Raw genomic sequence first — 14,455 nt, 5'->3', positions numbered from 1 at the left:
GCAAATTAAACACTAATGGCTTTGTGTTAGCCGTTAGGATGTCATGACGATTTAGGATTCATTATGTCAGACCCCAAGTTTATACACTTACGTGTTCACAGTGACTTCTCGATGGTGGACGGCCTATCTAAGGTGCCACCATTAGTGAAGAAGGTGGCAGAGTTAGGCATGCCAGCGATGGCGCTGACTGACTTCACCAACCTATGTGGCCTCGTAAAGTTTTATGGTAATGCTCATTCTGCGGGTATTAAGCCGCTGATTGGGGCTGACTTTTCGATGCAATCGGATGAGTTTGGCGAAGAGCTGACGCGCGTAACTGTGCTTGCTGCTGACAACACAGGGTATAACAATCTGACTTTGCTGATTTCAAAAGCATACCTTCGAGGGCATGTTCAGCATCAACCTGTCATCGACAAGGCTTGGCTAGCGGAGTTGTCAGAAGGGCTGATTGTGCTCTCTGGCGCAAAAGATGGTGAGGTCGGTAAAGCGCTGCTTAAAGGCAATCAAAGTTTAGCCAAGCAGTGTGCCGCCTTCTATCAAACACACTTTCCTGAACGCTTCTACCTTGACCTGATTCGCACCGGACGTGCCGACGAGGAGAGCTACTTGCATTTCGCGGTTGATCTCGCAGAAGAGTTAGAGCTTCCAGTCGTTGCAACCAATGAAGTGGTGTTTGTTGATAAAGAGCTGTTTGATGCCCACGAGATCCGCGTAGCCATTCATGATGGCTATACCCTCGATGATCCCCGCCGTCCTAAGCGCTACAGTGACCAACAATACCTGCGTAGTGAAGAGGAAATGTGCGAGCTATTTGCCGACATTCCAGAAGCACTGCAAAACTCAGTAGAAATCGCTAAGCGTTGTAACGTAACAGTCAGGCTTGGTGAGTACTTCCTACCCGCGTTCCCGACAGAAGGCATGAAGGAAACCGATTTCCTCGTCATGAAGTCGAGAGAGGGCCTAGAAGAGCGTTTGGAGTTCCTATTCCCTGATGAACAGGTACGAATTGAACGCAGGCCTGAATACGACGAGCGCTTGCAAATTGAACTCGACGTTATCAACCAGATGGGGTTCCCAGGCTACTTCTTGATCGTAATGGAGTTCATCCAGTGGTCAAAAGACAATGCGATACCGGTAGGGCCTGGTCGTGGTTCGGGTGCGGGCTCGCTGGTGGCGTACGCACTTAAAATCACCGATCTCGATCCTCTAGAATACGATTTGCTATTCGAGCGCTTCTTGAACCCTGAACGTGTCTCCATGCCCGATTTCGATGTCGACTTCTGTATGGATAAACGTGACCAAGTCATTGACCACGTAGCGGAAATGTACGGCCGAGATGCGGTATCGCAGATCATTACCTTCGGTACCATGGCCGCAAAAGCGGTGATTCGAGACGTAGGTCGTGTGCTTGGTCATCCATTTGGCTTTGTGGATCGTATCTCCAAACTGATTCCTGCTGACCCTGGCATGACGCTGAAAAAAGCGTTTGATGTTGAGCCTGCGCTGCCGCAGTTATATGACAACGATGAAGAAGTTCGCGATCTCATCGATATGTGTCGAATCCTTGAAGGTTGTACCCGTAACGCCGGTAAACACGCCGGTGGTGTTGTTATTTCACCGACCACGATCACCGATTTTGCACCGATTTACGCGGATTCAGAAGGTCACTTCCCGGTTACCCAGTTTGATAAAAACGACGTAGAAACGGCCGGCCTAGTTAAATTCGACTTCTTGGGTCTACGAACCCTAACTATTATCGACTGGGCGCTGGGGCTCATAAACCCACGTCTGGAAAAAGAGGGCAAAGAGCCGGTTCGGATCGAATCGATTCCTCTTGATGATCAGCCGTCATTCCAACTGCTGCAAAATTCAGAAACCACCGCGGTATTCCAGCTTGAATCTCGTGGTATGAAAGAACTTATCAAGCGTCTTCAGCCTGACTGTTTTGAAGATATCATCGCATTGGTAGCACTGTTCCGTCCGGGGCCTTTGCAATCAGGCATGGTAGATAACTTTATCGACCGTAAGCACGGACGAGAAGCCGTTTCCTATCCAGATGAAACCTGGCAACACGAATCATTGAAAGAAACGCTAGAGCCAACCTACGGCATCATTCTATACCAAGAGCAGGTAATGCAGATCGCCCAGATCCTGGCGGGTTATACGCTAGGTGGTGCGGACATGCTGCGCCGTGCTATGGGTAAGAAAAAGCCAGAAGAGATGGCCAAGCAGCGTGCCGTATTCGAAGAAGGTGCCATTAACAATGGCGTCGATGGCGAATTGGCGATGAAAATCTTCGACTTGGTAGAAAAGTTCGCGGGTTATGGCTTTAACAAATCGCACTCCGCTGCTTATGCGCTGGTGTCGTACCAAACGCTGTGGCTAAAGAAACACTACCCAGCAGAATTTATGGCGGCGGTTATGACCGCCGATATGGATAACACTGAAAAAGTTGTCGGCCTTGTCGATGAGTGTTTCCGCATGAAACTCAAGGTGCTACCGCCTGATATTAACGCCGGTCTGTTCCGATTTAATGTGAACGACGAAGGTGCCATTGTTTATGGTATTGGCGCAATCAAAGGTGTCGGTGAGGGCCCGATTGATGTCATCATAGAAGCAAGAAACAAGGATGGTTACTTCCGCGACCTGTTTGATTTCTGTGCCCGTATCGACCTGAAAAAGGTGAATAAGCGCGTCATTGAGAAGCTAATCATGGCCGGCGCATTGGATAAGCTTGGCCCTCATCGAGCGGCATTGATGGCGTCGCTCAATGATGCTGTGAAGGCGGCGAGTCAACATCACCAAGCTGAAGCGTTCGGACAAGGCGATATGTTTGGCGTATTGACGGATGCGCCAGAGGAAGTAGAACACAAGTACACCCAAGTACCCGCATGGCCAGAAAAGGTTTGGCTTGAAGGTGAGCGAGAAACCTTAGGTCTTTATTTGACCGGGCACCCAATAAACGCCTATCTAAAGGAACTTACTAAATACACCAGTTGTCGACTAAAGGATGCCACTCCGACACGTCGTGATCAGTCATTAACGGTATCCGGCCTTGTGATTGCCGCTCGTGTAATGACCACTAAGCGCGGTACGCGTATCGGTATCATGACACTTGATGATCGTAGTGGTCGCATGGAAGTGATGTTGTTCTCAGATGCGCTAGATAAATATGCTGAATTGTTAGAAAAAGATAAAATAGTGGTCGTTTCTGGACAGGTCAGCTTTGATGACTTCAATGGTGGGCTTAAAATGTCGGCCCGCGAAGTTTTAGATCTTGGTAGCGCTCGAGAGAAATTTACTCGAGGGTTGTCTATTTCGTTGCTAGAGCAACAGATCGATGAGCGTTTTTATCAGCGCTTCACAGAAATATTAACGCCTCACAAAGATGGCACAGTACCTGTTAATATTTACTACCAGCGTGCAGATGCAAGAGCGAAGCTCACGTTAGGAACACAGTGGCGAGTAACGCCAAACGATGCGTTACTGGAAGAATTACAGCAGTTACTTGGTAAAGACCAGGTAGAACTCGAATTTAACTAATTGAGCTTGGACACACATCGGTGTCTGAGCGGAATCGAAAAGGATTCATAGATGAGCTTGAACTTTCTTGAATTTGAAAAGCCAATTGCCGAACTAGAAGCAAAAATTGAAGCACTACGTGACGTATCTCGCCATGGTGGTGACAGCGCAATTGACTTAGATAAAGAAATCGAACAACTAGAGAAGAAAAGCTTAGAGCTTAAAAAGAAAATCTTTAGTGACCTTGGTGCGTGGCAGGTAGCACAACTTGCTCGTCACCCACAGCGTCCTTATACGCTGAACTACGTAGAACACGTATTTACAGAGTTTGATGAGCTGGCCGGCGATCGTGCGTTTGCAGACGACAAAGCCATTGTTGGCGGTATGGCTCGCCTAGAAGGTCGCCCTGTGATGATCATTGGTCATCAAAAAGGCCGTGAGACCAAAGAAAAAGTAAAACGTAACTTTGGTATGCCTAAGCCTGAAGGCTACCGCAAAGCGCTGCGTCTGATGCGTATGGCTGAGCGTTTTAACATGCCAATTATCACCTTTATTGATACTGCGGGTGCATACCCAGGTGTTGGCGCAGAAGAACGCGGTCAGTCTGAAGCGATTGCGATGAACCTGAAAGTGATGGCGGGTCTGAAAGTGCCGGTTATCTGTAATGTTGTAGGTGAAGGCGGCTCTGGTGGTGCATTGGCGATTGGCGTGGGTGACTACGTGAACATGCTTCAATACTCTACCTACTCAGTAATTTCACCAGAAGGCTGTGCATCTATCCTATGGCGTGATTCAGACAAAGCTCCTCAAGCGGCTGAAGCGATGGGCTTGGTTGCTCCGCGTCTTAAAGAGCTAGAGCTTATCGATGAAATCATTGAAGAGCCACTTGGCGGCGCGCATCGTGATACGATTCAAATGGCAGCGAACATGAAAGCGACGCTACTTCGCCAGCTAGAAGAGCTAGACCAACTAGATGATGACAACCTGCTTGAGCGTCGTTATCAACGTTTGATGAGTTATGGCTACTGCTAAGCAGATTTGGTTTATATAATAAGGCGAGCATGATGCTCGCCTTATTTTTTGTCTTTTGGGAATTTGTTTATGTCATTAGTGCAGCATTTTATTGATACCTTGCGGCGCCAACTACCCATTAAAGGTCGCGTTGTTATTGGATTCAGTGGTGGTGTCGATTCTCGCGTTTTGCTGCGTCTTACCGCGCTTTACCGTGCTCAGCACCCTGATCTAGAGTTACTTGCTGTGCATGTTCATCATGGTTTGAGTCAACATGCTGATCAATGGTTAGAGCAGTGCCGGTCATGGGCTAATGAAGAGCAAATCCCTTTTGTCGCTGAGCATGTATCGCTTGATCTAGAGAGCGGCGATAGCGTTGAGCAATTGGCGCGTAACGCCCGATATCAAGCGTTGGTTTCCCACATTCATTCAGGCGATGTACTTCTGACCGGTCAGCACTTAGATGATCAAACCGAAACTTTCCTTTTGGCGTTGAAGCGAGGCAGTGGACCAAAGGGGCTTTCATCTATGGCGCAGTGTGCGCCGTTTGGAGACGGTGAATTATTGCGACCTCTTCTTGATGTAACCCGAGGTGACATTGAGCACTTTGCTCACGCTCAGCAGTTAACTTGGCTTGAGGATGACAGTAATCAGGATACACGCTTTGATCGCAATTTTTTGCGACACAAAGTGGTGCCTGTCATCAGTGAACGTTGGCCCAGCTTTAACAAAGCGGTGCGCCGTAGTGCTCGATTGTGTGCCAAACAAGAGCAGCTTTTGGCGGAGTTACTTAAGCCTGAACTAGAGGCTTGTTTAAACTCTTTTCAAGGGATTGAGATAGATAAGCTGAGCGGCTGCTCTGAATTAAAACGAGATCAACTACTGCGCATGTGGCTCGAGGCGCAAACGTCAGTGCTGCCAAGCGAGACTCAATTGCAGCAGCTTTGGAATGATGTCGCCTTAGCTAAATCCGATGCAAATCCTAATCTGGTTCTGACCTCAGGTAGCATTCGCCGATTTAAATCACACCTTTACTGGATAACACCTTACCAAGACGTCACTCAATGGAGTAAGCCGCTAACTATTGAAACGCCCGTGCTATTGCCAGATGGTTTGGGCGAGCTAACCTTAGGTAACAGCAGTGGAGATAATAGCCTGATGACGCTCAGCCGCTCAGCACTAACAGAGCCGCTGGTGGTCATGTTTGACCCAGAAGGCTTGTCTGCGCATCCTTATGGCAGAGCGGGGTCACGTAAACTCAAGAAGCTATTTCAAGAGTATCAAATTCCAAGTTGGCAACGCCGCCGAACACCTATTCTGATGATGGCTGACAAAGTGGTTGCCGTTGCTAACTTATTTGTAGACAAGGACTTTTACGGCGCAGATTGTGAACTTGTATGGGACAAGTGACCCCTTTTCATGTCACAATCGTAATTATAATAAACGCTGGGAAGCGGCTTAAAGTAGAGTAATGTAGGCTGGCTTCAAGCAAATATGGACGTATCACAAGGAAAAGCAATGAAAAAGTTGATGATTAGTGCATTGGTAGCCGCAGGTTTGTTGAGCGGCGCAGCAGTCGCAGGCGATGTTGCAGCGGGTAAAGCAAAAGCAGCAGTGTGTGCGGCGTGTCACGGCGCAGATGGCATCGCAGTGATCCCAGGGTATCCAAACCTTAAAGGTCAGAATGAACAGTATTTGGTTACCTCTATTAACGCATACAAAAGCAAGCAGCGTAATGGTGGCCTAGCTGCAGTAATGCAAGTACAGGCATCCATGCTCAGCGACGAAGACATTGCTAACCTAGCTGCATACTACGCAAGCCTGAAATAGCCGGCTTTGTGTAACACCTACCTTGCTTTGGCAGGCTGTAGGCGCAACAAAACAACGTGTTGCAAATATCTTTGATAAAAAGCTCGAAGCTGGCCTTCGAGCTTTTTGTTTTCATTGATTGTTATCGCGACCTACCAGATAATGTCGTTAACAAAAGTGATGTAAGGGAAGAACATGAAAAAGATTGAAGCGATTATCAAACCATTCAAGCTTGATGATGTGCGTGAAGCGTTGGCAGAAGTTGGCATCACAGGGATGACGGTTTCTGAAGTGAAAGGTTTTGGTCGTCAAAAAGGCCACACAGAGTTGTATCGTGGTGCAGAATACATGGTTGACTTCTTGCCAAAAGTGAAGCTAGAAATCGTGGTGGCCAGCGATGTAGCGGATCAGTGCGTAGAAACCATTATTGAGACGGCACAAACCGGCAAAATTGGTGATGGTAAAATTTTCATCACTGACATCGAGCGTGTTGTTCGTATCCGTACTGGCGAAGAAGACGAAGACGCGATCTAAGCCGCGAGTAGCACTAACATTAAAAGGAGTAGGTAACTACTCCTTTTTTACTTTTGGGGTGAGCGATGAAGTTGAAGTGGATTTTAGTTGGCGTACTAGCCGCAGTAGGTATGGCGGTAGGGGGCTTTCAGGCCGTGTTTACTGTGTCTGATACTCCAGAGATCACAACCGTTCACGGCACACAAGTCGATACGGAACTGAAGTGTTATCACAACCCAGCACCTCAGGCGCTCGATGATGAAGGGCGAGTCAACGTATTGGTGTGGAACGTCTATAAGCAAAACAAGGAAAACCTTCTCTCTGAGCTAACAGAGCGCTCTCAAGACCGGCAATTGGTGCTACTTCAGGAGGCAAGCCTCGATGATCAGTTTCTCGATTGGCTACAGCGTTCGGAATGGGGCAGTAACCAGGTTAGCGCGTTTAAAGCCTTTGATGTTTCAAGTGGTGTACTGAACCTGAGTCGAACCATGCCAAAGGTTGCGTGTGCAAATCTTCAGGTTGAGCCATGGTTACAACTGCCTAAATCAGGGCTCTACGCGGAATATGCACTCTCTAATGGGCAGACTCTGATTGCGCTGAATCTTCACTCAGTGAACTTTACCATCGGCACCCAAGAGTACAAGCAGCAGCTGGAATCCTTTAAACAAGTGCTCGAGTCTCACTCAGGACCGCTGCTCATCGCTGGTGACTTTAACAGCTGGAGCGAGTCGAGAATGGCAGTACTCAAGCAAGCACTCAAAGACTATCAGATCCAAGAGGTCAAATTTACTCCGGATCATCGAAAACGCTTTGTTACGGGACTCCCACTCGATCATATATTTTATCGAGGTATGACGTTAAAGGCGAAGAGCACGCCAGAGAGTGATGCATCAGATCATAACCCAATGCTGGCGGAGTTCGTGTTGGCTCAGTAACCGTCAGCCTTCGGTTACATACTGCTTTGCGGCCAGTCATCAGGGACGACAAACCAGAATTGGCCGCTTTTGGCTTGGCAATGGATAAAGTGTTTGGGTAGCGCCGATACCAAACTGGACTTTGTGCGTCGCGGATTTCCTGTTGCCCAAAGCGGCTTTTCTAGTCGGAATATCGGTTCATCGATAAGATGAAATTGAGATTGGTAGCACCAGTAACCAGTAACGCGCTGTGGATTGATATCAAGTTCTAAGCAGCGCGTTGGCGTCTTTTCTTGGTCAAACGGGTTGATATACAACCGCCCTTGCATCAATAGATGTTGAGAAGGGCTGGCAATATTTGGGAACTGAGCTTTAAACGCGGGGGTATCAGACATCTTGAGCTGATGCTCGAGCATGCGGTTCACTTTCTTATCTAGCCTATCCTTAGCATTCGGCCCATACCAAAGCCCATCCTTTAGCAAATAGAACTTGATCGCTACCTCCCAGTGTTCGAGCTGTTGCTGGTCTGGTTTTTCGATAAGGAAGTCTATAGCCCCTAAGGTGCGTCCATCGTGCTGCAGTTGTATCTCTTCAGCAAAGACGCGATGGCTGTCGCTTTGTTCAAACAAGCGTCGGCACAGCTCCTGATAAAGAAACCCAAGCCTAGGGTTGCCTTGGTACTCAGAATCGTCCTGTGAGCTTGATTGAGTGGATAGCTTAGGAAAACCCTCAGCCACGCTCGAATGTCCCGTGACGAGGCTCTGGCTTTCGTTTATCCAAGTAATAAAGTCCCTGATGGTTTGCATGGCATATTCTTTACGTTTTCCTTTCGACATTGCTAGAGTAAATTGCTATAACCACGGAAATCAAGAATTTGCTCAGGAAGTGCCATGAATAACCTAAAGCTTGAAGCTATCCTCAATGAAAAACTCTCACCGCAACTGATTAAAGATTACAGTCCGAATGGGCTTCAAATTGAAGGTGCGAGTGACATCAAAAAAGTGGTCACCGGTGTCACTGCATCACAAGCGCTTATTGATTACGCGGCGAGTGTTGGAGCGGATGCTGTATTGGTTCATCATGGTTACTTTTGGAAAGGTGAGCCAGAGCCAATTCGTGGAATGAAAGGTAAGCGTATTCGCACTCTTATCAAAAACGATGTGAACTTGTTTGGCTATCACCTGCCACTAGATATCCACCCGGAGTTAGGCAACAACGCTAAATTAGCACAGTTGCTTGATATTGAGGTCATTGATGGCCTAGAAGGTCACCCACAGTCTGTGGCTATGTTCGGTAAATTGGCCAAACCTATCTCAGGTGCAGAGTTTGCAACTAAAATTGCAAGGGCGCTGAATCGTGAACCTTTGCATATCGCTCCAGATAGGGCAGATAAGCTAATTGAAACCGTAGGCTGGTGTACTGGTGGCGGCCAAGACTACATTGAACTTGCTGCGTCAAAAGGCTTAGATGCATTCGTGTCTGGAGAGATCTCTGAGCGTACTACCTATACTGCACGTGAACTGGATATTCACTACTTTGCCGCAGGGCACCATGCTACCGAGCGTTATGGTATTAAGGCGTTAGGCGAATGGTTGGCTAAAGAGCATGGACTCGACGTTGAATTTAAGGATATTGATAATCCAGTCTGACGAAGAGCAAACAAAAAAAGAGCAGCCTAGGCTGCTCTTTTGCGTTGTGATGTTGTGTTTATCGTTATTCGCGCTCGTGTAGCGGTTTGAAGTCACGCATTGCTTCACCTTTGTAAAGCTGACGTGGACGACCGATACGATTGTCTGGGTCGCTGTGCATTTCGTTCCAGTGAGCAATCCAACCCACAGTACGAGACATCGCAAAGATAACGGTGAACATAGACACAGGGATGCCAATCGCTTTAAGGATGATACCTGAATAGAAGTCTACGTTTGGATACAGTTTCTTCTCTACGAAGTACTCGTCTGATAGCGCGATGCGCTCAAGCTCCATTGCAACATCCAATAGTGGATCCTGAATGTTTAGCTCTTTCAGCACATCGTGGCATGCTTCACGCATAACCGTTGCACGAGGGTCGTAGTTTTTGTAAACACGGTGACCAAAGCCCATTAGTCGGAATGGGTCTTCTTTGTCCTTCGCTCGCTCGATGAACTCAGGGATCTTGTCTACAGAGCCAATCTCTTCAAGCATGCGCAAACACGCTTCATTTGCACCGCCGTGTGCAGGACCCCATAGAGATGCGATACCCGCTGCAATACATGCAAATGGGTTAGCGCCAGATGAGCCTGCTAGACGTACCGTTGACGTTGATGCATTTTGCTCGTGGTCTGCGTGTAGTGTGAAGATCTTGTCCATTGCACGCGCAACGATCGGGTTTACTTCATACTCTTCACAAGGGTTTGCGAACATCATGTGTAGGAAGTTTTCCGCGTACGTTAGATCGTTGCGTGGGTAGATGAATGGTTGACCAATAGAATACTTGTAGCACATTGCTGCAAGGGTCGGCATCTTAGAAATTAGGCGGTAAGCCGCAATTTCACGGTGTGAGTCGTTATTGATATCGAGGGAGTCGTGATAGAAGGCTGCAAGTGCACCTACTACACCACACATAACGGCCATTGGGTGAGCGTCGCGGCGGAAACCGTGGAAGAAACTCGCGATTTGCTCATGAACCATAGTGTGACGAGTAACAATTTGCTTGAACTCTTCATATTCTTCACGCGTTGGGGCTTCGCCAACAAGAAGGATGTAGCACACTTCGAGGTAGTCTGCATTGTTAGCTAACTGATCGATTGGGAAGCCGCGGTGCAGTAGTACACCTTTGCCGCCGTCGATATAAGTGATTTGAGATTCACAGGATGCAGTGGCAAGAAAACCTGGGTCAAATGTAAAGTAACCATTTGCTCCAAGCTTACGAACATCGACTACTTCTGGTCCGATTGAACCTTCCATAATCGGCAGCTCGATTGGCGCTTGACCTTCAATATGAAGGGTCGCTTTCTTATCTGCCATAACAATCTCCTTTGTTTATTATTTAATCCGTCCAGGATGTTTGTGTGCCAATTTTTTACTTTGCTTCGGGTACAAAGTCAATTTTTATACGATGATGTGTGCACTTGTTATGATTTTTTATAGAAAAATGGTTAAAAATCTGTTCTGTGTAGCATATTTTGTTACATCAATTGTATTAGAATGTTGCCAACCGTATAGTTGCGGTGAAATTGTTGGTCATAGCCTTTAAAAATCGAGTGTACAAACCGAAGTGAGGTGGTTTTGAATTCTCGTTTGTTAACATTGTTGCAACAATCATCTCCCTTGTAACACGAAATTTTTGTTAAGTTTGTGTTAACTTTTGAGGCTTACAGACCAAAATTTATTCATAACAATAAATGCTCAATGGAGCTGAGTGAGCAAGCCCGTGAAAGAAAGAAAGTCCAGACCTGTTAATCTTGATTTACAGACAATTCGCTTTCCGATCACTGCAATCGCATCCATCTTGCACCGAGTGTCAGGTGTGATCACGTTTGTGTCGATCGGTATTCTCCTTTGGTTACTAGCCAAGTCACTCTCGTCCCCGATGGGGTTTGCCGAGGCAGTCGATATCGTCGACGGTTTCTTCGTCAAGCTTATTCTTTGGGGCATTTTGACTGCTCTTGCGTACCACATTGTTGGTGGTATTCGTCATCTAATCATGGATCTAGGTTACTTTGAAGAGCTCGAATCGGGCGCGAAAAGTGCCAAGGTATCCTTTATCGTGACAGGTGTTCTGTCGCTATTGGCGGGAGTTTTGGTATGGTAAACAACGTTTCAACATTCGGTCGTAACGGTGTCCACGATTATCTTCTGATTCGTGCGAGTGCCATTATTATGACCTTGTACACGATCTATCTTGTGAGCTTCTGCGCGTTTGCAGGGGACATTTCCTACGTATCGTGGACCAATTTCTTTGGTGGCACTTTTACCAAGGTGTTCACTATGCTGGCATTGGCATCTCTGCTGATCCATGCCTGGATTGGTCTATGGCAAGTTCTTACAGACTATATCAAGCCGACCATGTTACGTGGTGCGCTGCAACTAACGGTTATTGCAGTGCTGCTTGGTTATTTCTTCTCTGGTTTCTTTATTCTGTGGGGTGCGTAAGTGTCTATTCCAGTTCGTGAGTTTGATGCCGTAGTAATCGGCGCTGGTGGTGCAGGCATGCGCGCTGCACTACAAATTTCAGAGCAAGGCCTATCTTGTGCGTTGCTATCAAAAGTATTTCCAACTCGTTCTCACACCGTATCTGCCCAGGGTGGTATTACGGTTGCTTTGGGTAACTCTCATAAAGATGATTGGCAGTGGCATATGTATGACACAGTCAAGGGCTCCGACTATATCGGTGACCAAGACGCTATCGAGTACATGTGTAAGAATGGTCCTAAGTCAGTCATCGAACTAGAGAAAATGGGTCTACCTTTCTCTCGTTTTGAAAACGGTACTATCTACCAGCGTCCGTTCGGTGGTCAGTCTAAAGAGTTTGGTGGTGAGCAGGCGGCACGTACTGCGGCGGCGGCAGACCGTACCGGTCACGCATTGCTGCATACTCTTTATCAGCAAAATATTAAGCACAAAACAACCATCTTCTCGGAGTGGTATGCGCTCGATATGGTTAAAAACCAAGATGGCGCAGTCATGGGTTGTACTGCACTTTGCATGGAAACGGGCGAGATTTGCTACTTCAAATCGAAAGCAACTATCCTAGCGACTGGCGGTGCGGGTCGTATCTACGCTTCCACTACCAACGCTCATATCAACACGGGTGATGGTGTTGGTATGGCACTGCGTGCTGGCGTACCGATGCAAGATATGGAAATGTGGCAGTTCCACCCAACGGGTATTGCTGGTGCAGGTGTACTTGTTACTGAAGGTTGTCGTGGTGAAGGTGGTTACCTTCTTAATAAAGATGGCGAGCGCTTTATGGAGCGTTACGCGCCAAACGCAAAAGACCTTGCTGGTCGCGATGTGGTTGCACGTTCGATGATGATCGAAATTCGTGAAGGTCGTGGCTGTGACGGCCCTTGGGGTCCACATATCAAGCTTAAGATGGATCACTTAGGGAAAGACGTTCTTGAGTCTCGTCTACCGGGTATCTGTGAGCTATCTCGTACGTTTGCACACGTTGATCCAGTGAAAGAGCCAATCCCAGTTATCCCAACCTGTCACTACATGATGGGTGGTGTACCGACTCAGGTGTCTGGTCAAGCGATTAAGCAAGACGCTGCAGGCAACGATCATGAAGTTCAAGGCTTGTTTGCTTGTGGTGAAATCGCCTCTGTGTCTGTACACGGTGCAAACCGTCTAGGTGGTAACTCGCTACTTGACCTTGTGGTATTTGGTCGTGCAACTGGTCTTCATCTTGGTGAGACGCTGGCTGCGCAAACTGAAGCTCGCCCGGCCACTGAGTCCGACATTGAAGCATCACTGGCTCGTACCATGCGTTGGGAGAACAGTGCATCGGGTGAAGACCCAGCTCAAATCCGTAAAGATCTACAAACTTGTATGCAAAACAGCTTCTCGGTATTCCGTGAAGGTGATGCGATGGCAACGGGTCTAGAAGAACTTAAAGTGATTCGTGACCGCTTGAAAGAAGCGCATCTTGCAGACAAGTCGAAAGAGTTCAACACTCAGCGTGTAGAGTGTCTAGAGCTTGATAACTTGATGGAAACAGCATTCTCGACGGCAGTCGCTGCAAACTACCGTACCGAGAGTCGCGGCGCTCATGCTCGCTTTGATTACCCAGAGCGTGATGACGAGAACTGGCTATGCCACTCAATCTACAACCCTGAAACTGAGCAGATGTCGAAGCGTGATGTCAACATGACGCCTGTTCACCGTGAAGCTTTCCCGCCGAAAGCACGTACGTACTAAAGGGAGGACAATACTATGAACCTTAATTTCTCTCTTTACCGTTACAATCCGGATGTAGATAACAAACCATACATGAAAGACTACACCTTAGAGGTGGATGAAGGGTCGGACATGATGGTGCTTGATGCTCTGATACTATTGAAAGAGCAAGACCCAACGATTTCGTTTCGTCGCTCTTGCCGTGAAGGGGTATGTGGCTCCGATGGCTTGAACATGAACGGCAAAAATGGCCTTGCTTGTATTACACCGCTATCAGCGCTTGAGGGTGGCAAGATTGTTATTCGACCATTACCGGGACTTCCGGTGGTTCGAGACTTGATTGTCGACATGACTCAGTTTTATGATAACTACGCGAAAGTTAAGCCATTTCTTATTTCTGAAGGAAATGTGCCGCCGTCGCGTGAAAATCTGCAAATGCCAGAAGAACGTGCTCACCTTGACGGGTTGTATGAGTGCATCATGTGTGCGTGTTGTACCACGTCTTGTCCATCTTTCTGGTGGAACCCGGATAAGTTTATCGGACCTGCAGGTCTTCTCGCTGCGTATCGCTGGCTGATTGATAGCCGAGATACTGCAACGGATGAACGCTTATCAAATCTTGATGATGCGTTTAGTGTTTTCCGTTGTCACGGCATCATGAACTGTGTCAGTGTATGTCCTAAGGGACTCAACCCAACGAAAGCCATTGGTCATATCAAATCAATGCTTGTGAATCGTTCGGTGTAACAACAAATAAAAATTGCCGACTCAACGTCCCGGAGAGTCGGCTTCTTATAGCTCGGCGTAGA

At 47.5% G+C, this 14,455-nt stretch carries 13 protein-coding genes; 11 read left to right on the top strand and 2 right to left on the bottom strand.

What is annotated here, in order from left to right:
* Nucleotides 1–63 precede the first annotated feature (63 nt).
* The 6 genes from dnaE to ACJB0T_RS08175 all read left to right on the top strand — a co-directional run bounded on the left by dnaE (nucleotide 64) and on the right by ACJB0T_RS08175 (nucleotide 7,790).
* A complete protein-coding gene (dnaE, locus tag ACJB0T_RS08200) occupies nucleotides 64–3,543 on the top strand; it encodes a DNA polymerase III subunit alpha (protein ID WP_479288896.1) in 3,480 nt (1,159 codons plus the stop codon).
* A gap of 51 nt (nucleotides 3,544–3,594) precedes the next feature.
* Nucleotides 3,595–4,554 (top strand): acetyl-CoA carboxylase carboxyl transferase subunit alpha, encoded by a 960-nt coding sequence (gene accA, locus ACJB0T_RS08195; protein WP_479288897.1) that lies wholly within the window; start codon nucleotides 3,595–3,597, stop codon nucleotides 4,552–4,554.
* Nucleotides 4,555–4,623: 69 nt separating this feature from the next.
* The gene (gene tilS / locus ACJB0T_RS08190; protein ID WP_479288898.1) at nucleotides 4,624–5,943 is read left to right on the top strand and encodes a tRNA lysidine(34) synthetase TilS; all 1,320 of its coding nucleotides are present in this window, start codon (nucleotides 4,624–4,626) and stop codon (nucleotides 5,941–5,943) included.
* A 108-nt stretch (nucleotides 5,944–6,051) separates the two neighbouring features.
* Nucleotides 6,052–6,363: a c-type cytochrome gene (locus ACJB0T_RS08185; RefSeq protein WP_479288899.1), complete on the top strand. Its 312-nt coding sequence runs from the start codon at nucleotides 6,052–6,054 to the stop codon at nucleotides 6,361–6,363.
* A gap of 174 nt (nucleotides 6,364–6,537) precedes the next feature.
* Complete coding sequence (gene glnB / locus ACJB0T_RS08180) at nucleotides 6,538–6,876, top strand: nitrogen regulatory protein P-II (protein ID WP_042500895.1); 339 nt, start codon at nucleotides 6,538–6,540, stop codon at nucleotides 6,874–6,876.
* Between the two features lie 65 nt (nucleotides 6,877–6,941).
* Nucleotides 6,942–7,790 carry an endonuclease/exonuclease/phosphatase family protein gene (locus ACJB0T_RS08175; RefSeq protein ID WP_479288900.1) on the top strand — a complete coding sequence of 283 codons (849 nt, stop codon included), beginning with the start codon at nucleotides 6,942–6,944 and terminating at the stop codon, nucleotides 7,788–7,790.
* Between the two features lie 14 nt (nucleotides 7,791–7,804).
* On the opposite strand, the gene ACJB0T_RS08170 is transcribed toward ACJB0T_RS08175, so the two are convergent.
* The gene (locus ACJB0T_RS08170; RefSeq protein WP_479288901.1) at nucleotides 7,805–8,575 is read right to left on the bottom strand and encodes a DUF1853 family protein; all 771 of its coding nucleotides are present in this window, start codon (nucleotides 8,573–8,575) and stop codon (nucleotides 7,805–7,807) included.
* Between the two features lie 84 nt (nucleotides 8,576–8,659).
* Between ACJB0T_RS08170 and ACJB0T_RS08165 the strand changes: the two genes are divergently transcribed.
* A complete protein-coding gene (locus ACJB0T_RS08165) occupies nucleotides 8,660–9,418 on the top strand; it encodes a Nif3-like dinuclear metal center hexameric protein (protein WP_479288902.1) in 759 nt (252 codons plus the stop codon).
* 64 nt (nucleotides 9,419–9,482) lie between these two features.
* Here the strand turns inward: ACJB0T_RS08165 and ACJB0T_RS08160 are convergent, their stop codons facing one another.
* Nucleotides 9,483–10,772, bottom strand: coding sequence for a citrate synthase (locus ACJB0T_RS08160; RefSeq protein WP_479288903.1), 1,290 nt, complete (start codon nucleotides 10,770–10,772; stop codon nucleotides 9,483–9,485).
* Between the two features lie 394 nt (nucleotides 10,773–11,166).
* Here ACJB0T_RS08160 and sdhC point away from each other — a divergent pair, with 394 nt between their 5' ends.
* The 4 genes from sdhC to ACJB0T_RS08140 are packed head-to-tail and all read left to right on the top strand — an operon-like array spanning nucleotide 11,167 to nucleotide 14,393.
* Nucleotides 11,167–11,559 (top strand): succinate dehydrogenase cytochrome b556 subunit, encoded by a 393-nt coding sequence (gene sdhC, locus ACJB0T_RS08155; RefSeq protein ID WP_112480477.1) that lies wholly within the window; start codon nucleotides 11,167–11,169, stop codon nucleotides 11,557–11,559.
* Complete coding sequence (gene sdhD, locus ACJB0T_RS08150; protein ID WP_042500906.1) at nucleotides 11,553–11,900, top strand: succinate dehydrogenase, hydrophobic membrane anchor protein; 348 nt, start codon at nucleotides 11,553–11,555, stop codon at nucleotides 11,898–11,900. Before sdhC ends, sdhD begins: the two co-directional genes overlap by 7 nt.
* Nucleotides 11,901–13,667, top strand: coding sequence for a succinate dehydrogenase flavoprotein subunit (sdhA, locus tag ACJB0T_RS08145; RefSeq protein WP_479288904.1), 1,767 nt, complete (start codon nucleotides 11,901–11,903; stop codon nucleotides 13,665–13,667).
* A 15-nt stretch (nucleotides 13,668–13,682) separates the two neighbouring features.
* The gene (locus tag ACJB0T_RS08140) at nucleotides 13,683–14,393 is read left to right on the top strand and encodes a succinate dehydrogenase iron-sulfur subunit (RefSeq protein WP_479288905.1); all 711 of its coding nucleotides are present in this window, start codon (nucleotides 13,683–13,685) and stop codon (nucleotides 14,391–14,393) included.
* The last annotated feature ends 62 nt before the right edge of the window (nucleotides 14,394–14,455 follow it).

The organism is Vibrio sp. CB1-5 (genome assembly GCF_059412285.1).
Note: the sequence above shows the minus strand (reverse complement) of the source record. Positions and strands in the feature narration are given on the sequence as shown.